The 23498-nt window shown below is 71.7% G+C and carries 23 protein-coding genes; 10 read left to right on the plus strand and 13 right to left on the minus strand.

Going from position 1 to position 23498, the window contains the following annotated elements:
* Window positions 1–10: 10 nt before the first annotated feature.
* Together ACZ5C2_RS01805 and ACZ5C2_RS01810 are read left to right on the plus strand one after the other, a co-directional pair.
* The gene (locus ACZ5C2_RS01805; protein ID WP_468785419.1) at window positions 11–1342 is read left to right on the plus strand and encodes a sensor histidine kinase; all 1332 of its coding nucleotides are present in this window, start codon (window positions 11–13) and stop codon (window positions 1340–1342) included.
* The gene (locus tag ACZ5C2_RS01810; protein WP_468785421.1) at window positions 1339–2031 is read left to right on the plus strand and encodes a response regulator transcription factor; all 693 of its coding nucleotides are present in this window, start codon (window positions 1339–1341) and stop codon (window positions 2029–2031) included. The genes ACZ5C2_RS01805 and ACZ5C2_RS01810 overlap by 4 nt, the downstream gene beginning before the upstream one ends.
* 265 nt (window positions 2032–2296) lie before the next feature.
* Here the strand turns inward: ACZ5C2_RS01810 and ACZ5C2_RS01815 are convergent, their stop codons facing one another.
* The 3 genes from ACZ5C2_RS01815 to ACZ5C2_RS01825 all read right to left on the minus strand — a co-directional run bounded on the left by ACZ5C2_RS01815 (window position 2297) and on the right by ACZ5C2_RS01825 (window position 6541).
* The gene (locus tag ACZ5C2_RS01815) at window positions 2297–3520 is read right to left on the minus strand and encodes an FAD-dependent monooxygenase (protein ID WP_468785423.1); all 1224 of its coding nucleotides are present in this window, start codon (window positions 3518–3520) and stop codon (window positions 2297–2299) included.
* Window positions 3521–3531: 11 nt separating this feature from the next.
* The gene (locus ACZ5C2_RS01820) at window positions 3532–4944 is read right to left on the minus strand and encodes an MFS transporter (protein WP_468785425.1); all 1413 of its coding nucleotides are present in this window, start codon (window positions 4942–4944) and stop codon (window positions 3532–3534) included.
* A gap of 304 nt (window positions 4945–5248) precedes the next feature.
* Window positions 5249–6541 (minus strand): M6 family metalloprotease domain-containing protein, encoded by a 1293-nt coding sequence (locus ACZ5C2_RS01825; RefSeq protein WP_468785427.1) that lies wholly within the window; start codon window positions 6539–6541, stop codon window positions 5249–5251.
* Between the two features lie 338 nt (window positions 6542–6879).
* Here ACZ5C2_RS01825 and ACZ5C2_RS01830 point away from each other — a divergent pair, with 338 nt between their 5' ends.
* Window positions 6880–7521 carry a TetR/AcrR family transcriptional regulator gene (locus ACZ5C2_RS01830; RefSeq protein WP_468785429.1) on the plus strand — a complete coding sequence of 214 codons (642 nt, stop codon included), beginning with the start codon at window positions 6880–6882 and terminating at the stop codon, window positions 7519–7521.
* Between the two features lie 149 nt (window positions 7522–7670).
* Entirely contained in the window at window positions 7671–9215 is a 1545-nt protein-coding gene (locus ACZ5C2_RS01835; RefSeq protein ID WP_468785431.1) for an MFS transporter, read from the plus strand.
* Between the two features lie 87 nt (window positions 9216–9302).
* On the opposite strand, the gene ACZ5C2_RS01840 is transcribed toward ACZ5C2_RS01835, so the two are convergent.
* Window positions 9303–9818 carry a MarR family winged helix-turn-helix transcriptional regulator gene (locus tag ACZ5C2_RS01840; protein ID WP_468785433.1) on the minus strand — a complete coding sequence of 172 codons (516 nt, stop codon included), beginning with the start codon at window positions 9816–9818 and terminating at the stop codon, window positions 9303–9305.
* A gap of 158 nt (window positions 9819–9976) precedes the next feature.
* Here ACZ5C2_RS01840 and ACZ5C2_RS01845 point away from each other — a divergent pair, with 158 nt between their 5' ends.
* Complete coding sequence (locus tag ACZ5C2_RS01845) at window positions 9977–10738, plus strand: dioxygenase family protein (RefSeq protein ID WP_468785764.1); 762 nt, start codon at window positions 9977–9979, stop codon at window positions 10736–10738.
* Window positions 10739–10755: 17 nt separating this feature from the next.
* On the opposite strand, the gene ACZ5C2_RS01850 is transcribed toward ACZ5C2_RS01845, so the two are convergent.
* The gene (locus ACZ5C2_RS01850) at window positions 10756–11286 is read right to left on the minus strand and encodes a GNAT family N-acetyltransferase (protein WP_468785435.1); all 531 of its coding nucleotides are present in this window, start codon (window positions 11284–11286) and stop codon (window positions 10756–10758) included.
* 194 nt (window positions 11287–11480) lie between these two features.
* Between ACZ5C2_RS01850 and ACZ5C2_RS01855 the strand changes: the two genes are divergently transcribed.
* Both ACZ5C2_RS01855 and ACZ5C2_RS01860 read left to right on the plus strand, forming a co-directional pair.
* Window positions 11481–12479 carry a sigma-70 family RNA polymerase sigma factor gene (locus ACZ5C2_RS01855; RefSeq protein ID WP_468785437.1) on the plus strand — a complete coding sequence of 333 codons (999 nt, stop codon included), beginning with the start codon at window positions 11481–11483 and terminating at the stop codon, window positions 12477–12479.
* Window positions 12480–12856: 377 nt separating this feature from the next.
* The gene (locus tag ACZ5C2_RS01860; RefSeq protein WP_468785439.1) at window positions 12857–13534 is read left to right on the plus strand and encodes a TetR/AcrR family transcriptional regulator; all 678 of its coding nucleotides are present in this window, start codon (window positions 12857–12859) and stop codon (window positions 13532–13534) included.
* Window positions 13535–13694: 160 nt separating this feature from the next.
* Here the strand turns inward: ACZ5C2_RS01860 and ACZ5C2_RS01865 are convergent, their stop codons facing one another.
* On the minus strand, window positions 13695–14672 hold the full coding sequence (locus ACZ5C2_RS01865; RefSeq protein ID WP_468785442.1) for a helix-turn-helix transcriptional regulator: 978 nt from the start codon (window positions 14670–14672) through the stop codon (window positions 13695–13697).
* A gap of 62 nt (window positions 14673–14734) precedes the next feature.
* Here ACZ5C2_RS01865 and ACZ5C2_RS01870 point away from each other — a divergent pair, with 62 nt between their 5' ends.
* Both ACZ5C2_RS01870 and ACZ5C2_RS01875 read left to right on the plus strand, forming a co-directional pair.
* Window positions 14735–16249 carry an MFS transporter gene (locus ACZ5C2_RS01870; protein WP_468785444.1) on the plus strand — a complete coding sequence of 505 codons (1515 nt, stop codon included), beginning with the start codon at window positions 14735–14737 and terminating at the stop codon, window positions 16247–16249.
* Window positions 16250–16653: 404 nt separating this feature from the next.
* A complete protein-coding gene (locus ACZ5C2_RS01875) occupies window positions 16654–16938 on the plus strand; it encodes a hypothetical protein (protein ID WP_468785446.1) in 285 nt (94 codons plus the stop codon).
* Between the two features lie 33 nt (window positions 16939–16971).
* On the opposite strand, the gene ACZ5C2_RS01880 is transcribed toward ACZ5C2_RS01875, so the two are convergent.
* Window positions 16972–17718, minus strand: a complete 747-nt coding sequence (locus tag ACZ5C2_RS01880) for a DUF6227 family protein (RefSeq protein WP_468785448.1) — start codon at window positions 17716–17718, stop codon at window positions 16972–16974.
* Between the two features lie 271 nt (window positions 17719–17989).
* A complete protein-coding gene (locus ACZ5C2_RS01885; RefSeq protein WP_468785450.1) occupies window positions 17990–19018 on the minus strand; it encodes a P1 family peptidase in 1029 nt (342 codons plus the stop codon).
* Between the two features lie 47 nt (window positions 19019–19065).
* Between ACZ5C2_RS01885 and ACZ5C2_RS01890 the strand changes: the two genes are divergently transcribed.
* Window positions 19066–19242 carry a hypothetical protein gene (locus ACZ5C2_RS01890; RefSeq protein ID WP_468785452.1) on the plus strand — a complete coding sequence of 59 codons (177 nt, stop codon included), beginning with the start codon at window positions 19066–19068 and terminating at the stop codon, window positions 19240–19242.
* 57 nt (window positions 19243–19299) lie between these two features.
* Here ACZ5C2_RS01890 and ACZ5C2_RS01895 read toward each other — a convergent pair whose 3' ends face one another.
* The 5 genes from ACZ5C2_RS01895 to ACZ5C2_RS01915 form a co-directional block, all read right to left on the minus strand.
* Window positions 19300–19719, minus strand: coding sequence for a large conductance mechanosensitive channel protein MscL (locus ACZ5C2_RS01895; RefSeq protein ID WP_468785766.1), 420 nt, complete (start codon window positions 19717–19719; stop codon window positions 19300–19302).
* 186 nt (window positions 19720–19905) lie between these two features.
* Entirely contained in the window at window positions 19906–20394 is a 489-nt protein-coding gene (locus tag ACZ5C2_RS01900) for a hypothetical protein (RefSeq protein WP_468785768.1), read from the minus strand.
* 403 nt (window positions 20395–20797) lie between these two features.
* Window positions 20798–21640 (minus strand): S-methyl-5'-thioadenosine phosphorylase, encoded by an 843-nt coding sequence (locus ACZ5C2_RS01905; protein ID WP_468785454.1) that lies wholly within the window; start codon window positions 21638–21640, stop codon window positions 20798–20800.
* A gap of 76 nt (window positions 21641–21716) precedes the next feature.
* The gene (locus ACZ5C2_RS01910; protein WP_468785456.1) at window positions 21717–22061 is read right to left on the minus strand and encodes an FmdB family zinc ribbon protein; all 345 of its coding nucleotides are present in this window, start codon (window positions 22059–22061) and stop codon (window positions 21717–21719) included.
* 67 nt (window positions 22062–22128) lie between these two features.
* Window positions 22129–23415 carry an MFS transporter gene (locus ACZ5C2_RS01915; RefSeq protein WP_468785458.1) on the minus strand — a complete coding sequence of 429 codons (1287 nt, stop codon included), beginning with the start codon at window positions 23413–23415 and terminating at the stop codon, window positions 22129–22131.
* Between the last annotated feature and the right edge of the window lie 83 nt (window positions 23416–23498).

The following is a 23498-nucleotide window of genomic DNA, read 5'->3' on the forward strand; positions in this document are numbered from 1 at the left end:
CGAGCAGGCCATGACGAAACCGGGTGGCGGTGGCCGGCGAACACGTGGCGCGTGGGCGCGGGAGGGAGCGATCACCGCGACGGCGTTCGCGTTCTGTCTGCTCGGCGGGGTGATACAGGTCGATGACACCCTGTCAGCGCCGTCTGCCGCCGCCTACGTCGTCGCCGTGGTGTCCTGTGCCGTGCTGCCGGTGCGGCACCGGGCACCCCTGGCCGCTCTGGCGGCCACGACCGCGTTCGGCGTGCTGGTGCCGCTCCTGGGCCTCCTGCTCACCCCGCTCATCGTGGCCCCCGCCATGGTCACCGCCTATTCCTACGCGCTCGCCGTACGCACCGAACGCCGCGCGGCGGGCGCGGTGTTGTTCGTGTCCGCGGCACTGGCCGCCTCCGTCCCCCTGGGCGGGGACTTCTCGTGGAAGGACGCGAGCAGGATGGGGGTGATGGCGGTGTTCCCGCTGGTGGCCGGCGTGCTCGGATACTCGGTGCAGAACCGGCGCGCCTACCTGGCGGCCGTGGAGGAGCGGGCCCGGCGGGCCGAGCAGAGCCGGGACAGTGAGGCGCGCCGGAGAGTCGCCGAGGAGCGGGTGCGTATCGCCCGCGAGCTGCACGATCTCGTCGCCCATCAGATCACCCTGGCCAACGCGCAGGCCATGGTCGCCGCCCACCTCTTCGACGCCCGCCCGGAGCAGACCCGCAAGAGCCTGGCGGAGCTCGTCGCGACCACCTCCGACGCGCTCGACGACCTGCGGGCCACGGTCGGTCTGCTGCGCCAGTCCGGGGACGCGGCCACGCCCGCCGAACCGGCACCCGGGCTGTCCGGGCTCCCCACGCTCCTCGAGTCCTTCCGCCGCGCGGGTCTGGAGGTGTCGGTACACCAGGAGGGCTCGGCCAGACCACTGGCGCCGGGAGTGGATCTCACCGCCTACCGCATCGTCCAGGAGGCACTGACCAACGTGACCAAACACGCCGGCACCGGGAACGCCGAGGTGCGCCTCGCCTGGAACCTCGATCAACTGACCATCAGCGTCGCCGACGACGGGAAGGGCTCCCGTACGGCGTCGGCCGCGTCCGCCCCGCCCGGTGGGTCCATGGCGTCGCATCGGCCGCCCGGTTACGGTCTGATCGGTATGCGTGAACGCGCCACCGCGGTCGGGGGACACCTCTTCGCGGGCAGGCGCCCGGAGGGCGGCTTCCTCGTCTCCGCCCGGCTGCCCCTGCCACCCGTCAAGGACGACACTCCGCGCAGAACTGACGGCACGACGCCGGTCGTCGGGGGACGGACGTCTGACGGAGCGACGGGCAGGGACCGGACGGGCGACGGAGAGGCCGGGGGCACGCCGTGACGTACCGGGTGCTCCTCGCCGACGATCAGGCCCTGCTGCGTGGCGCCTTCCGGATACTTCTCGACAGCGCCGACGACATCGCCGTGGTCGGCGAGGCGGCCGACGGCAGGGAGGCGGTGAGACTGACCCGGGAGTTGCGCCCGGACGTCGTGGTCATGGACATCCGCATGCCCGGGGTGGACGGGCTCACCGCCACGGCGGAGATCTGCGCGGACCCGGAACTGCGGGCCAGCCGCATCCTGATCCTCACCACGTACGAGACCGACGAGTACGTCGCTCAGGCGCTGCGCGCGGGGGCCGGCGGCTTCATCGGCAAGGGCATCGGGGCCGAGGAACTGCTGGACGCCGTGCGCACCATCGCCGATGGCGACACTCTTCTGTCTCCCACCGCCACCCGCTCCTTGGTGGCCCGTTTCCTGGCCACACCGGAGCCGGTTCCGTCGGGCCGGTCCGCACAGCTCGCCGCGCTCACCCCGCGGGAACGGGAGATGGTGGCCGCGGTCGCGACCGGTCTGTCCAACCAGGAGATCGCCGACCGGATGTTCCTCAGCCCTTTCACCGTCCGCGCCCACGTACAGCGGGCGATGACGAAACTGGAGGCCCGCGACCGGGCGCAACTGGTCGTCATCGCCTACCGGACGGGCCTGGCCCGTGCCGCCCCCGACGGCGGCACGGACCACCTGTCGTAATCCGGGACCAGGAGCGCCACCGGGGGCGTGCGCGGCTTGTCGCGCACGCCCCTTCATGGGTGGGGTGACCTGTGGGTCGGGCGGGTTGCCGGCCGTTTCCGCGGCCCGTCGGGCCGGGCCGTCCACGCACGTGGTCGCGCGTACGGCGTGGGGGTCCGACCCGGGTGACACAGGCGCCGGCCCGCGGGAAGCAGCGCCGTTGACCGGCGGTCACGCGGGAGTCCGGCTGGAGTGCCGGGTCACGGTGCCGGGTCACGGTGTCGGGTCACGGTGTCGGAGCGAACTCGGGCAGCGTGAGGGCCGAGTGGGCCGGGCGGGCGGTCGCGGAGGGCATGGTGGTGAGGCCACGCAGCATGGTGTTGCGTCGCTCCAGGGCCCGCCTTGTGGTGGGGAAGAGCGTGGCCGCACCGTTGTCGACCAGTGCCTGGTTCATCGCCACGAACTCGCGAAGGCCGCGTTCGTAGGCGGCGAAGGCCGCGGTGTGGTTCCGTTCCCCGGCGAGGGAGTGGGCAAGCACGTAGGCACCGACCAGGGCGAGGCTCGAGCCTTGCCCGGTGAGGAACGAGGGTGCGTAGGCGGCGTCGCCGACGAGCGCGACACGGCCGCTGGACCAGTGGGGCATGCGGATCTGACCGGCCGTGTCGAAGAACAGGTCATCCGCGTCGCGCAGGGCGGTGACCATGCCGGGAACCTCCCATCCCGCGCCCGCGAAAGTCGTGGCGACCAGGTCCCGCTGGGCGTCGGGGGTGCGGAGGGCGTCGGCCGGCGGCTCCGGTTGGTGGAAGTTCAGGAAGGCGTGCAGCTCGTCGCTGTCGCCGACGGCGTAGAGAGCAGCGGCTTTCCCCGGGGTGTTCCACACCACGACCTCGCGGGAGAGCCCGAAGGTGTTCGGCATGGTGAAGATGGCGAAGCAGTACCCGAGGTAGCGGTGGAACCGTTCTTCGGGGCCGAACAGGGAGTCCCGAGTGTGTGAGTGCATGCCGTCGGCGCCGACCACCAGGTCGAACGAGCGCCGCCGCCCACTGCGGAAGGTGACGTCGACGCCGTGTGCGGACTGGTCGAGGGTGTCGATGGAGTCGTGGAACAGGAACTCCACGTCGTCGCGGACCGAGGCGTAGAGGATCGCGGCCAGATCCCCGCGCCGCACCTCGAGGTCCTGTCCCCCGACACCGTCGGCGACGGCACGCGGGGTGAGTGAAACCACCTCACTGCCATCGGCGTTGAGGAAGGTGGCGCGACGCGAGTCGATATGCGCGTCCCGCAGTCGCGGCAGTATTCCCATCCGCCGGACCACCTCTGTCGCGGTACCGCGGATGTCGATCGGGTAGCCACCGTCGCGCAGTGCGCCTGCCTTCTCCACCACGGTGACCGCGCATCCGGACCGGTGCAGCCAGTACGCCAACGTGGGTCCGGAGATACTGGCCCCGGAGATCAGAACCCTGCGCCTCGCGGTGGTGCTCACGGCCGTCGACGGACCCGTGGGTGTCATGCCCGTGGGTGTCATGCCTGGACCTCTTTCCTCGTGATACGGACGACGAGCAGGGACAGCGCGGCGACGAGGCCGGCAACGACGAAGCCTGTGGCGAAGGCCGACTCGGCCGGTTGACCCGTCATCGTCCCGACCCCGGTGTCGAGGATCGCGCCGGCGACCTGGGCGCCCAGGGCGACGCCGATCACGCGGGTGACCACGAGCAGGCTGGTGGCGATGCCGATGTCCTTGGTGTCGATGGCCGTGGCGGTGCCGGCGAGCAACGCCGTGGTTCCGGCTCCCGCGGCGAACGCGGTCAGCACTTTCGCGAGGACGAGCTGCCATTCCGCGCTGTGCAGCGAGGCCAGGGTGATCAACGTGACCGCCGTGACGACGGTGCCCACGACGACCACGGCACGTGAACCGAAGCGCCGTGCCGCGATCCCCCCGACCGAATCGCTGACCACACCGGCGATCGCGCCGGGCAGCAGGAACAGTCCGATGTCCGTGGTGCCGGCTCCGAAGCCGTAGCCGTCGGCCGGTGCCGCGAACAGCTGTGGGAGGAGGAAGAGCACCATGCCGGAGCTGGCGCTGATGACGAAGGTGAGCACACAGGCGTTCCACACCGCGGGCTGTGCCAGCATGCGGAGATCGACCATCGGCGAGGCTGCCCGGCGCTCGACGACGACCCACCCGGTCGCGAGGGCGGCCACGACCACCACGATGGCACCGGTCACGAGGGGCGGCACGCCGCCGTCCCTCGTCACCGTCACCAGCCCGAGCATGAACGCGAGCAACGTGGCACTGAGCAGAACCGTGCCGGGCCAGTCGATCCCGCCGTCCGATGACACCGGCGGATCGTGCGGCATCAGCCGGCTCACGACCCAGGTCGTCACGATGATCACAATCGTCGGCAGGGCGAACATCCACTGCCAGGACAGTCCTTCCGCGATCGGCCCGGCAAACAGCATGCCCACCATGCTGCCGCCCGTGAACAGCGCGACGACCAGTCCGATCGCCACCTGCGACTCCCCTGTCGTGAGGTGTTTGCGCACCAGGATGAAGGAGAGGGGCAGCGCACCCACCATGACGCCCTGCAACACCTGACCGAGCAACAACACCGGCAGGTTCGGCGCCAGGCCGGCCATCAGACCACCCACCGAGACCACGGCCATCAGCCGGATCAGCACCCGCTTTCCGCCGTAGCGGTCGCCGAGTGTGCCCGCGACGGGTGTGATGACCGCGCCGGTGATGAGTAGCGCGTTGCCGATCAGAGCGCCTTCGGCGGGACTGACCCCCAGCTCACGTTGCAAGAGTGGGAGCGCGGGCTCCACCACTGACTGCAGGGTGCCGAGGGCGAGTGCCAGGATGCCGAGGGCACCGATCGACAGCCACCCGATGCGGACCGGGGAGACCACGTCTTCGTTGACGGGTGTCGTCTTCACCGGCGCCCGCCCAGCGGTTCGCACGCCTTCCGCGACGCGGTACCCGGTAAGGGGAGCCACGGACCGCGCACGGGCGGGCGCCACCGGAGGGCCCACCGTCCGGTCCGGTAAGAAAGAGTCGCCACCTGCTGATCACTCCAGACACCACAGGACATGAGGAATGCGCGGGATCCCGCGCGCCTTCCACACTTCCCTCCGGCGCCCTGGCGGGCATCGTCCCCCGCAGCCGTCCTGACCTGGTGCGTCCGGACCAGCGGCCCACCGGTCCTGGTGCCTACGCACTACGAGGACGACGGGGCCGGTGTCAGCTCGGGGTGGTCCGTGTCACCCGGACCCGGTACCGCTGTTCCCCGGATGCCACCACCGCCACGCGGATCCCCTCGCCGCGGTCCACGAAGCTCTCGCCCGGCGCGAAGGTCGCGTCCGAGAGCTCCGCGTGCACGTTGGGGGAGCGGGTACAGCCGCCGCTGTCCCGGGTGGCGTCGTAGACGGTGATCGGGCCCATGCCCGTGTCCACGTCGGCGTCGACGCGGTAGACGAGGATGCCGGGGCGGCAGACCGCCTCGTCGTTGCCGGCGCGGGTGCGCAGCTCCACGGCGTAGCCGGAGTGGGCGTCCACGGGGATGAAGACGAGCTTCGGGCCGCCCGACCGGGCCAGCGGAGTGAGCACGTACTCCCGCGTGCCCCGGCTCGCCGCGCAGCCGACCTGGGACGCGTCCAGCCAGCCCAGCTTCCACTTGTGCCAGGCGAGGAAGTCGTTGTTGGCGCCCCAGTCCTCGCTCATGATGTCCCAGTGGCCCACCGCGCCGCCGCCCTCGGCGGTGTACAGGTCGGGCAGGCCGAAGACGTGGCCGTTCTCGTGCGGCAGGACGCGGTAGCCGGTGCGGTCGTAGGAGCCGGAGCCGTCGTCCTGGCGGGAGTAGACGAAGGACGCGTTGGAGACGGCGACGCCGTCCGCGCTCGGCGCCTGCCGGTTGCCGGCGAAGGTGACGGACAGGACGGTGTCGAGGGCTGCCGGGCCGGCGTTGGGGGTCACCAGCACGTTCAGCAGGTCGTACGCCTGGAAGTCCACCTCGGGATCGGCCTCCGCCACGATGTCGTGGACCAGTTCGCGGTAGCCGGGGTCGAAGGGGGCGCCGCGCTCTATGCCGTACGCGCGGAAGGACTTGGGCATGCGCAGCCAGTCGGGGACGGGGATCTCGGGGCGGTAGTCGAGGCGGCCGTAGGAGCTGGTGGCGAACCATTCCCGGGTCTGGGGGAAGAACTCCCGGTACCGGTCGAGGGCGTCGCCCTCCCCCGGCGCGTCGGAGAAGTCGATCATCAGCGTGAGGGCGCGGACCGTGCCGGTGGAGCGGGTGTAGCCGGGGGCCGTGGGGATGCCCTCGGACATCTGGACCTCCCGCTCGCTGCTGATCATGCAGGGACCGTGGGCGGAGGTGCGGGAGAGGGTGCTCGGTCCGGCGCCGGAGGCGGAGGTGCCGGGGGAGAGGTGGCCGTTGCCGGCCGAGGTGCACAGGGCGAGGGTCAGGGCGGACACGGATGCCAGGGCGGCCAGGCGGCGCGGGGATATCCGGCGTCGGCTCGGCTGCGGCTGCATGCGGGGACCTCCGCTCCACACGGCAGCCGCCGGTCTCCGACTGCACCCTCTCGATCACCCTGCGTCGCCGGGTGGGGGAGCGCTCGCCGGGAGGGCCGATCGTGCGGCACCTGCCACTGGAAGATGTGGCGTGGATCACAGGGGAAGTTCTCGGGCGGGGAAATAAGCGGGGACCCTTTCCCCGTTTGAATCTGTGTCCGCGCGAAGCGGGGAATCACTCCCCGGATTCGTCAGGGCGCAGGCACAGCGGTGGGGCGGCCGGCCAGACAGTGGCGGGACGGCCGACCGGCCGCACAACAGCAGGACAACCGGCAGGCCACACATCCGAGGAGTGCACCGTGCAGACCGCGACCCCTGTCACGCGCAAGGCGCCCCGGCCCCGCGCCGACGCCCTGCGCAACCGGGAGCGGATCGTCACCGCCGCCCGGGAGATGTTCGTCGAGTTCGGGCCGGACGTGCCGCTCGACGAGGTCGCCCGCCGGGCAGGCGTCGGCAATGCCACGGTGTACCGCAACTTCCCCGACCGCGACGCGCTGGTGCGCGAGGTCGTCTGTTCCGTGATGGACCGTACGGTGCGGGCGGCCGAGCGGGCGCTGGGCGAGACCGGGGACGCCTTCGAGGCGCTCGGGCACTTCGCGCACACGGCCGCCGACGAGCGGATCGGCGCGCTGTGCCCGATGATCTCCAGCACCTTCGACCAGCACCACCCCGACCTGGAGGACGCACGCCGGCGAGCCGAGAGCCTCGTCGCACAGCTGATGGACCGCGCCAAGGCGGCCGGTCAGCTCCGTGCCGACGTGGAGTACGGCGATCTGATGGTGGGCGTCGCCCAGCTGAGCCGGCCCCCGGCCGGTACCGGCTGCATGAGCGCCGACCGCTTCGTCCACCGCCATCTGCAGTTGTTCCTGGACGGGATGCGGGCACCTGCCCCGGGCGTCCTGCCGGGTTCGGCCGTGACCGTGGAGGATCTGCGCTGCTGAGCGAGCCCTGACGCCACCTCCGCGCCGCCCGTCCTGATCGCGGGCTTCGCCTCGAACGGCCGTCCCGGGGACGGGCCGTTCGTTGAAGACACCTGATTTTTCCTTACACAGTCTCGATTTCCGTCACACGTACCGAAATGGGTACCCCCATGTCTGAAACAGTCCCAACGGCCGGAAAGGCCCTGAGCAGCGGCCCGGACGCCAACCGCTGGAAAGCGCTCGTCTTCATCGCGCTCGCCCAGCTGATGGTCGTCCTCGACGCCACCATCGTGAACATCGCCCTGCCCTCCGCCCAGCAGGACCTGGGCATCTCGGACGGCAACCGCCAGTGGGTGGTCACCGCCTATGCCCTCGCCTTCGGTGGTCTGCTGCTGTTCGGCGGCCGGATAGCCGACCTGTGGGGGCGCAAGCGGGCCTTCGTGCTGGGTCTGGGCGGATTCGCGCTGGCCTCCGCGCTCGGTGGCGCGGCCACCAACGAGGCCATGATGTTCGGCGCCCGTGCGCTGCAGGGCGCGTTCGGCGCGCTGCTCGCGCCCGCCGCGCTGTCCCTGCTCGCGGTGATGTTCACCGACGGCAAGGAGCGTGCCAAGGCGTTCGGCATCTACGGCGCGATCGCCGGTGGCGGTGGTGCCGTGGGCCTGATCCTCGGCGGTTTCCTCACCGAGTACCTGGACTGGCGCTGGACGTTCTTCGTGAACATCCCGTTCGCCGTCGTGGCCGCGGCCGGCGCGTACTTCGTCATCCGTGAGCCCGCGGGCGGCCGCAACCGCTCGCCGCTGGACATCCCCGGCGTGGTGCTGTCCACCGTGGGCCTGGTGGCGCTCGTCTACGGCTTCACCCGCGCGGAGTCCGAGGGCTGGAGCGACTCCGTCACGGTCGGTATGTTCGTCGCGTCCGCCGTGCTGCTGGCCGCCTTCGTGGTCGTGGAGTCCAGGGTCAAGGCGCCGCTGCTGCCCCTGCGCGTGATCACCGAACGCAACCGCGGCGGGGTCTACCTCTCGCTGGGCCTGGCGATCATCGCGATGTTCGGCCTGTTCCTCTTCCTCACCTACTACCTGCAGGTCGTGAAGGGGTACTCGCCCGTCAGGACCGGATTCGCCTTCCTGCCGATGATCGCGGGCATGATCGTGGGTTCGACGCAGATCGGCGCCCGGCTGATGACCCGGGTCGCGCCCCGGCTGCTGATGGGCCCCGGTTTCCTGGTCGCGGCGCTCGGCATGCTGTTGCTGACCCAGCTGGAGATCGACACCTCCTACACGGCCGTGCTGCTGCCCGGCATGCTGCTGCTCGGTCTGGGCATGGGTACGGCGTTCATGCCGGCCATGTCGCTGGCCACCCTGGGTGTGGAGCCGCGTGACTCCGGTGTCGCCTCCGCGATGGTCAACACCTCGCAGCAGGTGGGCGGCGCGATCGGTACGGCCCTGCTGAACACGATCGCCGCCTCGGCCACCACGTCCTACGTCGCCGACCACATCGGCGGCGCCACGAGCCGGTCCCAGCAGCAGCTGGTCCAGCTCCAGGGGCAGGTGCAGGGCTACACCAGCGCGATCTGGTTCGCGGTCGGGATCCTGGTGGCGGCCGCGGCCATCGCCGTGGTCCTGATCAACGCGGGCCGGCCGGGCGGCACCGCGGTCGCCGGGTCCGCCGACGAGTCCGCCGACCACGAGATGGCGGTGCCGGTGGCCGTGCACTGACGGTCCGTCCACCCTTCACCACCGTACGGAGGAGGAGGGGACGCCTCCTCCGTACGGCTCCCCGGACCTGCCCCGGCTCCCGCCTCGTCAGCGGAGCCAGGGCAGGTCCGCACCCGCTTCGCTCGGCTGAAGTCCCTCGGCGACGATCCGCATGATCTCGCCGAGGGACTTCTGCTGTTCCGGGGTGAGCCGGTCGAACACGGCCTGGCGTACGGCGTCCACATGGCCGGGGGCGTGCCGGCGCAGCACCTCCTGGCCCTCGTCCGTCAGTACGGCGAACTGGCCCCGCTTGTCGGAGGGGCAGTCCTCGCGGCGTACCCAGCCGCTCTTCTCCAGCCGGGCGACGGCGTGCGAGAGGCGGGAGCGGGTGATCTTCGCGGACATCGCCAGCTCCGTCATCCGCAGGCGCCGGTGCGGGGCCTCGGCGAGCTTGACCAGTAGCCCGTAGTACACGTGCGGCATTCCCGCGTCACGCTGGAGCTGACGGTCGAGGTGGTCTTCCAGGAGTGTGCTGGCGTCGATGTACGCGCGCCAGACGCGCTGTTCCTCGTCGGTGAGCCAGCGTGGTTCCTCGGCGTCCGCCGATGTGGGTGCCGTCTTCATGTACTCCACTGTACGGCGAACCTCCTTGAATGTTAAACAAAACTGGCGTACGGTCGGTGGTGGAAGTTGAGAGTTCAAATAACGCCAGTAACCTCCGGTGATCCGGGGGGAGCCTGCCGAAGGGAGTCGCCGTCATGACCGCCGCCACTCAGGAACGCATGCCCGCGCTCTACCTCAGCCACGGCGCCCCGCCCCTGGCCGACGATCCCGTCTGGCCCGGTGAGCTGGCCGCCTGGTCGGCGAACCTGCCCCGCCCGACGGCGATCCTCGTCGTCTCCGCCCACTGGGAGGAGGCCCCGCTCGCCCTCGGCGCCACCGGGACGGTCCCCCTCGTCTACGACTTCTGGGGCTTCCCCGAGCACTACTACCAGGTGACCTACGGAGCCCCCGGAGCCCCGGCCCTCGCCGACTCCGTGCGCAAGCTGCTGCGCGCCCCGGGCACGCCCGTGCAGGACGTCCCCGACCGGGGCCTGGACCACGGCGCGTACGTGCCGCTGGTCGAGATGTATCCCGGGGCCGACATCCCGGTGCTCCAGGTGTCCATGCCGACGCTGGACCCGGTGAAGCTGATGGAGATCGGACGCAGGCTCGCACCGCTGCGGGACGAGGGCGTGCTGATCATCGGCTCCGGGTTCTTCACCCACAACCTGGCCGCCCTGCGCCAGGGCGGCGTCCCCGCCTGGTCGGCCGAGTTCGACGCCTGGGGCAGGGAGGCCCTCCGGGCGCGGGACGTGGACGCGCTGCTGGACTTCACCCACAAGTCCCCGGCGGGCCTGCTCGCCCACCCGCGCACCGAGCACTTCGCCCCCCTCTTCGTGACCATGGGCGCCGCGGACGCCGCCGGCGAGCTCGGGGAACAGAAGTCCGTGATCGACGGGTTCTGGATGGGGCTGGCGAAGCGGTCGGTGCAGTTCGGCTGAGCCGCGGGGAGGCGTGGTCACGGCGAGGCCCGGAGCTCCTTCTCGTACCAGGCCACGTCCCACCAGCGGCCGAACTTGCGCCCCACCTCGCGGTAGGTGCCGACGTGCCGGAAACCGAAGCGCTCGTGCAGACGTGCCGAGGCGTCGTTCGGCTGGGCGATGCCGGCGTAGGCGCGGTGCAGGCCCTCGCTCTCCAGGGCCTCGAAGAGAGCGTGGTAGAGCAGGGTGCCGATGCCGCGCCCGCCGGCATCCGGGGCGACGTAAACCGTCGTCTCCACGGAGGTCGCGTAGGCGGGCTTGGGGCGGAAAGGGCTGGATGTGGCGTACCCCAGAATCCGCCTCGGACCCGCGCCCGTGGCAACCATCAGGCGGTACGGGCCGTCTACAGGGTGGGAGAGCAGCCAAGGGCGGCGCTCCTTCGGGGTGAACGGCGAGGTGTCGAATGTGATCGCCGTCTCACGTACGTAGTGGTTGTACAGGTCGGTGAGGGCCGGCAGGTCGGCCTCCGCGCCCGGTCTGACCTGGACCTCCGCGTGCTCCGACGGCATCGCACCTCCCCGCGTGGCCCGACAGGGTACTGCATGATCAGAAAATTCGGGGGTCGGGAGGGGAATTCTGTCCGGATTCCAGTCGTTGTTTCCTACGGATGCGGGCACCCGAAGCAGAGTCCGGAAGAGACCTGAAGAACGTGCCGGGCGTCCGCAGGACCACCCGCTGACCTCACCATCGCAAGGGAGCTCGCATGGCAACCCGTGCCGTCGCCCGTAGTAAGTCCGCCTCCGGCGAGACGGCCGACGCGGCAAGCAGTGTTCGCGCCCATGGCGGCGAGATCGCCGATCGCGACCTGGTCGGCATGTACCTCGACGAGATCGCGCGCACGCCGCTGCTCGACGCCGCCAAGGAAGTCGAGCTGTCCCAGATCATCGAAGCGGGTGTGTTCGCGAAGCAGATCCTCGACGGCGTCGAGAAGAACAAGGCCGGGGCCACCCCGGAGGAGCTCCACGCCCTGTTCGACGCGAGCGAGCGGGCGAAGGACATCTTCATCCGCTCCAACCTCCGCCTGGTCGTCGCCGTGGCCCGCCGGTATCCCCGCAGCGGCCTGCCGCTCCTCGACCTGATCCAGGAGGGCAACGCCGGGCTGGTGCGCGCGGTCGAGAAGTTCGACTACCGCAAGGGCTTCAAGTTCTCGACGTACGCCACCTGGTGGATCCGTCAGGCCATCACGCGGTCGATAGCCGACCAGTCGCGCACCATCCGTCTGCCCGTCCACCTGGTGGAGGAGCTGGGCCGGATACGGCGCGTGCAGCGCGAGTTCAACCGTGAGCACGGCCGGGACCCGGAGCCCACGGAGATCGCCGCCGAGCTCGGCTCCACACCGGAGCGTGTCACCGACGTGCTCGACTGGGCCCGTGACCCGGTCTCGCTGAACATGTCGGTGGACGACCAGGGCGAGACCCAGTTCGGTGACCTCCTGGAGGACACCTCGGCGGTGTCGCCGGAGCAGTCGGTGCTGACGCTGCTGCGCAGCGAGGAGCTCGACGACCTGATCGGCCGCCTCGACCAGCGCACGGCCTCCATCATCAAGATGCGTTACGGCATAGAGGACGGCCGCGAGCGCACACTGACCGAGGTCGGCAAGGAGCACGGCCTGACCCGCGAGCGCATCCGCCAGATCGAGAAGCACGCGCTGCTGGAGCTGAAGAAGCTGGCCCGCGACACCGGCTTCGAATCGGCCGCGTGAGCACCGGCTTCGCCGCGCCGGGGTGGCGGCCGCGTCCGTCGCGGTAGCGTGAACACCCCGGCCGCGTACGCCGGGTGGCGAAAGAGCGCGCAAAACATGGCTGTTCCCCGCCGCTTCAACCCGCTGGGCCGAGGGAACAAGAATCCAGAGCCCAGGAATGCGGACCTCGGGGACGGCCCCCGGATCCCCATGAGCCACGTCCCGACGCACAACCCCCCCGGCGCCGGGACTTCCCAAGGCCGGGTTCGGCGTCCCTCCCCCCGGGCGCCGGACCCGGCTTTCCGCGTCCCGCGGCTGACAGCGGGTCACCCCGAACCTGAACCCCGGGGTGGCCCGCCAGATGGCAGATTGTGCCACATGGGCATAGCCTGCCGGGCGTGAGCAGCACCACCCCGACCCCGCCCCTTCCGCCCCGCGCGCTGTCGCTGACCGAGCGGCGCAAGGCCGAGACCCGTATGGAGATCGCCCGCGCGGCGGCCGGCCTTTTCGTCCGGCAGGGGCTGAGGGCCACCCGTGCCGAGGACATCGCCCAGGCGGCCGGTGTCGCCCCGCGCACCTTCTACCGGTACTTCGCCAGCAAGGAAGAGGCCATCGGCCCGCTCTACGCGACCGGTGCGCAGCGCTGGGTCGAGGCGGTGCGCATCGCCCCCGCCGAGGTGCCGCTGCCGCAGGTCCTTGAGGACGCCGTGCGCCATACGCTGACGCCCGGCCTCGGAGTGTCGGTGGCCTCCTGGAACCGGGTCCGCGCCCTGATCCGGCTGGCGCAGGCGAACCCGCCCCTGGGCAGGGTGTGGGCGGAGGCGTGCCAGACGTCGGAGCGGAGCCTGACGCAGGTGCTGGCGGAGCGGCTGACGGCCGCTCACGTCCCCTACGACGGCGACAACGTTGCCGACCGCAGCCGGCTGGGCTTCGCCGCGGCTGTCGCGAGTGCGGCCGTGCGCACGGCCATGGAGAGCTGGGCGGCGGGCGACGGGCTCGCGGAGGGGCCCCAGGGGCCGGCCGAACTGGCCGTGGCCAACCTGGCGGCGCTACGGGACTTCCCGTGGCGGACCTGACACCCGCCGGGACGCGGGTGCACGGGCGGCCCGCCGCCGTGTCGCCGGTTGCCGTTGTCTGTCGTGGCTCGGCGGCCTCGATGGGCCTGCGTCCGGCCTGCTCCCGTCGCCTGGGCGCGGTGTAGTGCACCGCGCTGCCGGTGGCGTCGGCCGTCGTTGGTCACGGTCCGTCGGCGCCCGGCGCCGCACGGCTCATCCGTGCGCCCAGTTCCCTTACGGCAGCGACGAGTTCGGCAGGCTCGTGCACGGTGAAGTCGTGACCCAGCATCGCCAGGCGTACCGCCATCCAGTTCTTGGCGTCGCTCACCGTCGCCCGCAGCCGGCAGCTGTCCTCGTCCAGCGGCTCGGGCGTACCCAGCCAGCCCGGGAGGCGGGCGGCGACCGTCGCCGCCGGCGCGGCGAAGGTGACGACCATGTCGTACGACTCCTGCGCCCGGTACATGGACCGGCGCAGGTACTCCGCGGCGCTCCCCGTCGGCAGCTCCCTCGGCGTGAACCGTGCTCCGGTCGCGAAGGGGTCGCTCACCCGGTCGACGCGGAACGTCCGCCAGTCCGCGCGGTCGAGGTCGTACGCCACGAGGTACCAGCGCCGCCCGGTCGACACCAGCCGGTACGGCTCCGTCACCCGCCGGGACTCCGTGCCGTCGGCCGCCCGGTAGGCGAACCGGAGCCGCTCGTGCCCGGCCACCGTGGAGGCCATCACGGTCAGCGTCTCCGGTGCGATCGTCGCACCGTCGCCGCTGGTCAGCGGGGTGGTCGCGGCCTGCAGCGTGCTGACCCGGTGGCGCAGCCTGCCGGGCAGCACCTGCTCCAGTTTCGCCAGCGCACGCACGGACGCCTCGTCCACGCCCTCCAGCGCGTGCCCGGCCCCGGCCCGCAGCCCGACCGCGATGGCCACCGCCTCCTCGTCGTCGAGCACCAGGGGAGGCATCGCCTTGCCGGCGACGAGCCGGTAGCCGCCGTCCGCGCCGAGGGTCGCCTGCACGGGATAGCCGATCTCGCGCAGCCGGTCGATGTCCCGCCGGATGGTGCGGCGGGAGACCCCGAGCCGGTCGGCCAGCTCGCCACCGGGCCACTCGCGGGGTGTCTGGAGGAGGGAGAGAAGGGCCAGGAGCCGTGCCGGAGTGTCCGTCGTCATGCTTTGAGGATGCCGCAGAAGTAGGACCTGAACTGACCTAGATGGGTCATAGCTTGCGGGACATGACCTTCACCGACACCCCGCACGCCCCACAGCCCGCGGCGGGCGACCGCCGCCGCTGGTTCGCGCTGGCGATCGTGATGACCGCGGCGTTCATGGACCTCGTCGACGTCACGATCGTCAACATCGCGATCCCGTCCATCCAGCGCGACGAGGGCGCCACCTTCAGCCAGATCCAGTGGATCACCGCCGGTTACGCGCTGGCCTTCGCCGCCGGGCTCGTCACCGGCGGCCGGCTCGGCGACATCCACGGTCGCAAGCGGATCTTCCTCATCGGGATCGGCGGCTTCACCCTCGCCTCCGCGCTGTGCGGGTTCGCGGTGAACCCGGAGATGCTGGTCGCCTCCCGCATCCTGCAGGGCGCCATGGCGGCGCTGATGGTGCCGCAGGTGCTGTCGATCGTGCACGCGACCTTCCCGGCCCACGAACGCGGCAAGGTGTTCGGGCTGTTCGGCGCGATCGTCGGCCTGGGAGCGGTGTCCGGACCGCTGCTCGGCGCGCTGCTGACGGAGTGGGACCTGTTCGGTCTCGGATGGCGGCCGATCTTCCTGATCAACCTGCCGGTCGGCGTCGCGGGCCTGGTCCTCGGCAGCCGCTTCATCACCGAGTCGAAGGCGCCGCGCGCCCTGAGGCTGGACCTGGTGGGGGTCGCGCTGGTGACGCTGGGTCTGCTGATGCTGCTCTACCCGCTCACCCGCGGCCGTGAGCTGGGCTGGCCGCTGTGGGGGTACGTGTCGATGGCGGGCGCGCTGGTGGTGTTCGGAGCGCTGGTGGCGTACGAGCGGGCCAAGGGCGCGCGGGACGGCTCACCGCTGATCGAGCTGTCGCTGTTCCGGGTGAAGAGCTTCGCGGCGGGCATCGCGGTGCAGACGGTGTTCGGCATCGGCCTCGGCATCTTCTTCCTGGTGTGGACGCTGTACATGCAGATCGGCCTGGGCTGGAGCGTGCTGCGGGCCGGGCTGACCGGGGTGCCGTTCTCCGTGGCGGTGTCCGTGGCGGCCGGGATGTCGGTGCAGCTGCTGGTCCCGCGTTACGGGCGCAAGGTGCTCCAGGCGGGCGCACTGGTGATGGCGGCCGGTGTGCTGATCTACCTGTGGGAAGCGGAGCGGTACGGCCAGTCCATCGCCTCCTGGCAGATGGCACTCCCACTGGTGGTCATGGGCGCCGGCATGGGGCTGATCGTGGCTCCGCTGACCGACGCGGTGCTGTCCGAGGTGCCGCGTGAGCACGCCGGGTCGGCCTCGGGGCTGATCAACACCGTGCAGCAGATGGGCAATGCGCTGGGTCTCGGCCTGGTGTCGGTGGTGTTCTTCGGTGTGATCGACGAGCGGCTCGCCCCGGCCGAGGTGGGCCCGGCCTTCGTGGACGGGTTCCAGCACGCGCTGGGCTGGGTGGCCGGGGTGATGGGCCTGATCTTCCTGCTGATGTTCGCGCTGCCGAAGCGCCCGGCCCAGCACGTGGAGGGGGCGCAGGAGGCACCGGTGGCGGTGGAGAAGGAGCCGGTGCCCGTGTCCTGAACCGACGGAGGGCGACGGGCGGGGCCCGGACCGGCATCCAGTGGATCCACTGGGCGCCGGTCCGGGCCCCGCCCGTGTCTCGTGCGGGAAAAGAACGGACAACCGGACGGAACGGGAGAACGGCAAGGCCGCCTGGGTCCTGGGTGCCTCCTGGTCGCCATCGCCGCGGGTGTCTGCGTCAACGCGGCCCTGGTGATCGTCCTCAAGGGGCTGCGCAAGCCGACTCCGCTCACTCCGGGGGCGCGTCGGTGCGGCCGTCGGAGAGCAGGGAGCCCGTGGTCGCGTAGATCCACGGCGATGCGTCCATTTGGGTAGGTGTGGGCGGTTCATGCCTAGTGCGATATAGATCACGATCCTCACGGTCCGGGGCTCAAAGTCCCGGACCGTGGTGTGTACTGGGCCGCATGTCTGAGCATGAGACGAGTCCGCGGACGACGGGCGCCACCGTCCTCACCCTGGTGGCCGTGGCCTGCGCGGCGGGTCTGGCCGACGTCCTGCGGCGACGACGGGAGCGGGCACGCGAGCGCGCGCGAGGGCACGCGGAGTCCACCCGGGCGCATGTGCCCCACGGCATCCCGACGATCCCCCGACAGCGGCGGACCGGACCGCGGGCGGAAGCGGTACGGCTCACCGACGCGGAACGCGACGCCTTCGTCGGGCTGGTACGGCGCTTCGGCGAGAACGGCTGAGCCGCACACCGTCCTCCGGAGCCCGTCAGCCCGTCAGAGGACCTGTGCGGCCCGGCGCTCCATCGCGTCCCGCGCCGCGTCCTCGCTGGTGTACACCTCGCACATGTGCCGGCCGTCCGGCGTGAGAGTGTGTTCGACCTCCCACAGGGACAGCTCAGCGCCGTCCCCCAGCAGGAACGCGTGCTCGTAGAGCGAGAAGCACAGTGCCGGCCGCCCCGCGCGGGACGGACGGCCGAAGGCCTGGGTGATCCGGTGCGCACAGGCCGTGGTCAGCAGTGCGGCCGTCTCCGTGCCCGGCCGGTCCGTGTTCTCCGCCCGGCGCAGTAATCGGCGGGCGTGGTCCGCGGACTCGTCCGAAACGTACAGCTGCCGCTGTGCCGGAGCCGGCGACAGCAGTACCGTCACCGGCAGTTCGAAGTCCGGTGCGTCCGGCGGCAGCGGCAGCCGGGCCGTGGCCGTACGCAGTTCCTCCTCGTCCACGTATATCTCGTGCTGCGGTTCGCTGCCCGGCGTGGGGTTGTGGACCAGCTCCCAGAGCGTGACCGCCGAACCGTCGGCGAGCAGCCAGGTGTGCCGGTACGTCTCCCGGTGCAGACCCGCGCTGTGGTGCGCGGAGTGCAGCGAACCGTCGTGCGCCAGCGCACACTCCAGCCGCCCGACCGTCTCGTCCGGCAACTCGAAGGAGTTCAGGGCACGGCCGAGGAGCCGCGCGAGGTGCTCCTCCGGAGACTCGGGCGAGTCGGGTGGTTCGTACGCTGCCGTCTCGTACGGAACGCTCAAGGTTTCTCCCGGCGTTGCTGCATGTCACCTTGTGGGTGCATACCGTAGCCCCTCGGCCGGACATCATGTCCAGGAACCGAGAAAACGTCTGACGGGAAAACGACCGGGCCGCGCGAGGAATTCCCACGCTGTCCCGGAGAACGGCAACTTCTCCTGAACCAACGGTTCTTCGGCGACCTCGGCTCACCTCGCCGCCACCGCACATGGCCCGCTGCCCCACCCCGCTCACCGGCTGCCCCTCGCTCACAGCCGCCCACCGGCTCGACTCCGCTCAACGCGGCCCGTACAACTCCCCGTACGACGACCACGCCCCGCCCGGGCCGTGCACCGGCTCGGCGGCACGCACCGCCCGGACGATCGCCCGGGTCACCATGTCCGCGCCCGCCGCCAGGACTTCGTTCAGAGCGAGGGGGTCCGCCGCGTCGAGCGGGCGCGTGCCCGTGGCCAGGGCGAAGACCGTGTCCCCGTCGCTGAGCAGATGCACCGGCCGTACGGCTCGCGCGATGCCGTCGTGCGCGGTGCCGGCCAGTTTCTGTGCCTGTGCCTTGGACAGGCCGGCGTCCGTGGCGACCACGGCCAGCGTGGTGTTCAGCGGGGGAGGGGCGTTGCGCTCGGCCGCCTCCGCGAGCCGCCGCAGCGCGGCCTCGTGCACCTCCGCCTCCGGGTAACGCACCCGGCCCTGGAACAACTCCCCGTACAGCACACCCGTTTCCGGATCCACTGCCGATCCCGCCGCGTTGGCCACCACCAGAGCGGCCACCGTGATCCCCGAGTCCAGCACCGTGCTCGCCGTGCCGACCCCGCCCTTCAGCTGTCCGGCCACGGCGCCCGTACCGGCGCCCACACAGCCCTGCGGCACCGGCGCGCCCTGCGGGCTCGCCGCCGCGACCTCGACCGCGGCCCGTCCGGTGGCCGCGTCCGGGCGGGCCGTGAAGTCGCCGCCCCGGCCCAGGTCGAAGACGCAGGCGGCCGGCACCACCGGCACCACATGCAGGGGATCCGGCCCGACGCGTACCCCGCGCCCCCGCTCCTCCAGCCAGGCCATCACCCCGGACGCCGCGTCGAGCCCGTACGCGCTGCCCCCGGTCAGCACGATCGCCTCGGCCTTCTGTACCAGGTTGCGGGGGTCGAGCGCGTCGGTCTCCTTCGTGCCGGGGCCGCCGCCGCGCACGTCCACTCCGGTCACGGCCCCGCCCTCGGGCGCGAGGACGACCGTGGTGCCGGTGAGCCAACCGCCGCCGGTGCGTGTGGCATGCCCCACACGTACGCCGGCCACATCCGTCAGAGCGTCAGCTGTCATGGGCTCAGTCTTATCTGGTCGGTCGGGCGTGACCGTACTCTGGAGACATGACTACCGCCCCCGACCCCCGGCCGCGTGAGCCGAAGCCCGCGCTGGTCTTCGACGACCCGATGGACCAGCAGTCCTCGGACGACACGGACCGAGGGTGGGGCGAGCGCCCGTCCGGCGACAGCGCCGCCGACCTGAAACGCTTCCTCGACGAGAAGCCGCCCCACCACATCTGACCCGCCGGCCGGCGGAGCGCCCTCGCTCGCCAGGCCCGGCCCGTCCGCCGGAGCGCCCTACCGCTCGCTCTGCCCCGAGCCGCGCTGTGCGACGAGGGTGTCGCGGATCTCCTTGAGCACTTCCAGCTCGGTGATCTCGATGACCTCGTGGGCCCCCTCCTTGGCCTTCCTGCGCGCCTCCATCCGGGCCAGGTACTTCGCCATGGGCAGCACCATCAGGAAGTAGACGACCGCGGCGGTGATCACGAACTGCAGCGTCGAGCCGAGGACCGAGCCCCACAGGATCCTGACGCCGGTCGCGGCGTCCCCGGTGCCGTCGCAAGGGCCCTTCAGACACGAGCTGTAGCTGTCCAGGTTCTTGGTGCCGAACGCGCCCACCAGCGGGTTGATGATGCCCTTCACGACCGAGTTGACGACGTTGGTGAAGGCGGCACCAATGACCACGGCCACGGCCAGATCGACGACATTGCCCCGCATGAGGAAGGCCTTGAAGCCCTGCAGGACGCTCGTCTTCTCCCGGTCGCTCACTTCGGGGCCCCATTTCTCGTGCGTAACGTGCGGAGGAAAGCGCTCCGCAACCTACGTCACGCCCGTGCCGGGCTGTCCAATCGGGGCGTTCGAAGAACATGGCCGGCGGGGGCGCCAGGCTCGACACGGCATGGTTCACCACACTGTCACCGCCAGCCGTGCCGTGGCGCTCGCGCCGGCCAGCCCGGCCGCCGTGGAACGCGGCACCGACAGAACGACCAGCGCCCCGCCGTCGCCCGCTCCGTCCGCCGGTTCCGGCACCTGGGCCACGCGAGCCCCGCGCGCCACCACGCGGGCCTCGCCGCCGGACACCGTCTCCGCGGCGGCGATCACGTCCACCCGGTCGCCCGGCCGCAGCAGCCGTACCGTGGCCGCGTCGGCGATCCGCACCGGCGCCGTCACCGTCGTCGTACCCCCGTGCCGCAGCGGTACGGGACGGTTTCCGGGGGACGCCGACGCGGTCCGGGCGGCCGGAGTGCCCTCGGGGTGCCCGCGCGAGCGGTCCGCGTCCCGCGGGACCGCCGCGACGAGCGCCGCCGCCGTCACCGCGAGACCGGCGGCCACGGCGCGCCTCCGGTGCCGTACGAGCCGGCCCGGGAGCGGCAGGCCGCCGCGCACCCGCACCGGGGCGAAGTGCGGTACCTCGCACGGGGGAGGGACCTCGGCTCCGGGCGGGCGAGGAACATCGGGGGAGGGAGGGCGGAGCGAGGACGGAAGACGGGACACGGGTAACCACCACCTGCGACGAGGGACCGGCTTGCGGCTCCCACGATGAGGCCTCCGGCCGTACCCCGCCGGACCCTGTGGACGCCCCATGGCCCTGTGGACAACTCCGCCACCCGAACGGGACGCTCCGCCACCCTGACAGGAGGTCGCCTCCAGAACGTGAGGCTCCGCCGGGCCCGAGGGACCGCTGCCACGCGAAGGGGGTGGCCCGCCCCGAACGGAACACCCCGTCCGCCGCCTCGCCGCCCCGCTACGGCAGCGCGCCCGCTACGGCAGCGCGCCCGCTACGGCAGCGCGCCCGCTACGGCAGCGCGACCCCCGGGTCCATCCCGCCCAGCGCCGACGTGCACAGGCAGTCCCGCTCCTCCGTCGCCGGCAGTGCGGCCACCGCGTCGAAGAGCACCCCTCGCAGCCGGTCCACGTTGGCGGCGAACACCCGCAGCACCTCGTCGTGGGAGACGCCCTCACCGGTTTCGGCACCGGCGTCCAGGTCGGTGACCAGGGTGAGGGACGAGTAGCAGAGCTCCAGCTCACGGGCGAGCACCGCCTCGGGGTGGCCGGTCATGCCCACCACCGACCAGCCCTGCGCCTGGTGCCACAGCGACTCGGCGCGGGTGGAGAAACGCGGCCCCTCCACCACGACCAGCGTGCCGCCGTCCACCGGCTCCCAGTCCCGGCCCCGCGCCGCCTTCAGCGCGGCCGCCCGCCCGGTGGGGCAGTAGGGGTCGGCCAGGGACACATGGACCACGTTCGGCACGGTGCCGTCGGGCAGGGGCAGGCCGTCGAAGTAGGTGTGTGCCCGGGATTTCGTACGGTCCACGAGCTGGTCCGGCACCAGCAGCGTGCCCGGTCCGTACTCGGGCCGCAGACCGCCCACCGCGCACGGCCCGAGGACCTGGCGCGCGCCGACCGACCTCAGCGCCCACAGGTTGGCGCGGTAGTTGATGCGGTGCGGTGGCAGATGGTGGCCGCGCCCGTGCCGCGGCAGGAAGGCGACCCGCCGGCCGGCCACGTCGCCGAGGAACAGGGAGTCACTGGGCGCCCCGTACGGGGTGTCGACCTGGACCTCGGTCACGTCGTCGAGGAAGGAGTAGAAGCCGGAGCCGCCGATCACGCCGATGTCGGCCTTCGCCATGTTCGCCATGACCCGCACCCTAGCCGGGCCCGGAAACGCCGTAGACCCCGTCGTCGGCCGACGACGGGGTCCTGTAAGGAATCCCCTATGCGGCGGTGGTGCTGGCGGAGCTGCCGGAACCTGACGAGCCGGACGACGAACCCGAACCCGAACCCGACGTCGTGGTCGAGGTCGAACCCGACTCCGAGGACGAGGAGCCCGTCGAGGAGGAGCCGGAGGACTTCACCGGCGCCGGGGAACTGCTCGACGAGGAGCCGCGGCTGTCATTGCGGTAGAAACCGGAGCCCTTGAAGACGATGCCGACCGCGGAGAACACCTTCTTCAGGCGGCCCTGGCAGCTGGGGCACTCGGTCAGCGCGTCGTCGGTGAACTTCTGCACCGCCTCGAGGCCCTCGCCGCACTCGGTGCACTGGTACTGGTAGGTCGGCACTGTCTTCCTCCTGGCACTCTCACTCGATGAGTGCTAACGACGGTCAATAGTGACGCATTCCGCGGGTTCAGTCCACTGCGACGGGCTCGCGGTGACCGACGCCACGTGCGACGGTGCGTCCGCGCGAGTGCGTCACCAGCCGCGACCGCAGTGCCAGCAGCGTCGCCAGGGCGAGCACCGTACCGGCCATCGGCACCAGGAATCCGGCGCCGTCCCACAGACGGTCCTCGAGCTGCCCGGCGGCTGTGACCGCCGCGGCCTGACCGAGCGCGACGGCGCCGGTCAGCCAGGTGAAGGCCTCGGTGCGCGCCCCGGCCGGGACCAGGTCCTCCACCAGTGTGTATCCGATGATCAGGGCGGGCGCGATGCACATGCCGACCAGGAGGCCGAGCCCGGCCAGCACCAGTGTCGACTGGGCGGTCCACAGGGCGGACGCGGTCAGCGCGAGCGCCGCGTAGGCGAGGACCAGGCGCCGCTGCGGGGCGGCCTTCCAGGCGATCGCGCCGCAGGTGATGCCGGCCAGCATGTTGCCCGCGGCGAAGACGCCGTAGAGGACGCCGTTCATCGCGGGGCTGCCGATCGACTCGCTGAACGCGGCCAGCGACACCTGCATGCCGCCGAAGACGGAACCGATGCCGAGGAAGGCCACGATCAGCACCCGCACACCCGGGACGCGCAGTGCGGAACCGTGCTCCACGCGCGCGTGCCCTCCGCCGGCGGCGACCGCGGGCTGTGTGCCCTTCTGCGCGGCGAACAGCAGACCGCCGATCAGGGTGAGCGCGGCCTCGGTGACCAGGCCGGCGGCCGGGTCGACGGTCGTGCACAGGGCCGTGGCCAGCAGCGGTCCGACGACGAAGGTGAACTCGTCGGTGACGGACTCGAACGCCGCCGCGGTGGTCATCAGCGGGGAGCCCTTGAGCCTGACGCCCCAGCGGGCGCGCACCATGGGCCCGATCTGCGGCACCGAGGCGCCCGTGGGCACGGCGGCGGCGAACAGCGCCCACAGGGGTGCGTCGGTCAGCGCCAGCGTGGTGAGGGCGAGGCCGGACACCGTGTGCACCAGGACACCGGGCACGAGGACGGCACGCTGTCCGTAGCGGTCGGCGAGGCGGCCGCTGTAGGGCGCGAAGAGGGCCATCGCGACGCCGGTGACGGCGGCGACGGCGCCGGCCGCCCCGTACGAGCCGGTGGTGTGCTGCACCAGCAGCACGATGGAGAGGGTGAGCATCGCGAACGGCTGGCGTGCCGCGAAGCCGGGGAGCAGGAACGTCCACGCGCCGCGCGTGCGCAGCAGCCGGCCGTATCCCGGGCGGGAGGTGGCCGAGTCCTTCGGCGGGGTGACCGTGGATGCCACGGCCCGTGCCTTTCTGCCACCTGGTAGCGCACCGCGCGGAGTCGTGCGGGAGCGCCGAGAGCTGTCCTCTTGCGCTGACTGCG

It is taken from the genome of Streptomyces sp. NPDC031365 (assembly GCF_055569765.1).

What these genes read in the sequence shown, in the direction of transcription:
- ACZ5C2_RS01805 (WP_468785419.1), top strand. Translation starts at nt 11, where the DNA reads ATGACGAAACCGGGTGGCGGTGGCCGGCGAACACGTGGCGCGTGGGCG.
- ACZ5C2_RS01815 (WP_468785423.1), bottom strand. Translation starts at nt 3,520, where the DNA reads ATGACACCCACGGGTCCGTCGACGGCCGTGAGCACCACCGCGAGGCGC.
- ACZ5C2_RS01825 (WP_468785427.1), bottom strand. Translation starts at nt 6,541, where the DNA reads ATGCAGCCGCAGCCGAGCCGACGCCGGATATCCCCGCGCCGCCTGGCC.
- ACZ5C2_RS01835 (WP_468785431.1), top strand. Translation starts at nt 7,671, where the DNA reads ATGTCTGAAACAGTCCCAACGGCCGGAAAGGCCCTGAGCAGCGGCCCG.
- ACZ5C2_RS01840 (WP_468785433.1), bottom strand. Translation starts at nt 9,818, where the DNA reads ATGAAGACGGCACCCACATCGGCGGACGCCGAGGAACCACGCTGGCTC.
- ACZ5C2_RS01845 (WP_468785764.1), top strand. Translation starts at nt 9,977, where the DNA reads ATGCCCGCGCTCTACCTCAGCCACGGCGCCCCGCCCCTGGCCGACGAT.
- ACZ5C2_RS01850 (WP_468785435.1), bottom strand. Translation starts at nt 11,286, where the DNA reads ATGCCGTCGGAGCACGCGGAGGTCCAGGTCAGACCGGGCGCGGAGGCC.
- ACZ5C2_RS01855 (WP_468785437.1), top strand. Translation starts at nt 11,481, where the DNA reads ATGGCAACCCGTGCCGTCGCCCGTAGTAAGTCCGCCTCCGGCGAGACG.
- ACZ5C2_RS01865 (WP_468785442.1), bottom strand. Translation starts at nt 14,672, where the DNA reads ATGACGACGGACACTCCGGCACGGCTCCTGGCCCTTCTCTCCCTCCTC.
- ACZ5C2_RS01870 (WP_468785444.1), top strand. Translation starts at nt 14,735, where the DNA reads ATGACCTTCACCGACACCCCGCACGCCCCACAGCCCGCGGCGGGCGAC.
- ACZ5C2_RS01875 (WP_468785446.1), top strand. Translation starts at nt 16,654, where the DNA reads ATGTCTGAGCATGAGACGAGTCCGCGGACGACGGGCGCCACCGTCCTC.
- ACZ5C2_RS01885 (WP_468785450.1), bottom strand. Translation starts at nt 19,018, where the DNA reads ATGACAGCTGACGCTCTGACGGATGTGGCCGGCGTACGTGTGGGGCAT.
- ACZ5C2_RS01890 (WP_468785452.1), top strand. Translation starts at nt 19,066, where the DNA reads ATGACTACCGCCCCCGACCCCCGGCCGCGTGAGCCGAAGCCCGCGCTG.
- ACZ5C2_RS01895 (WP_468785766.1), bottom strand. Translation starts at nt 19,719, where the DNA reads ATGCGGGGCAATGTCGTCGATCTGGCCGTGGCCGTGGTCATTGGTGCC.
- ACZ5C2_RS01905 (WP_468785454.1), bottom strand. Translation starts at nt 21,640, where the DNA reads ATGGCGAACATGGCGAAGGCCGACATCGGCGTGATCGGCGGCTCCGGC.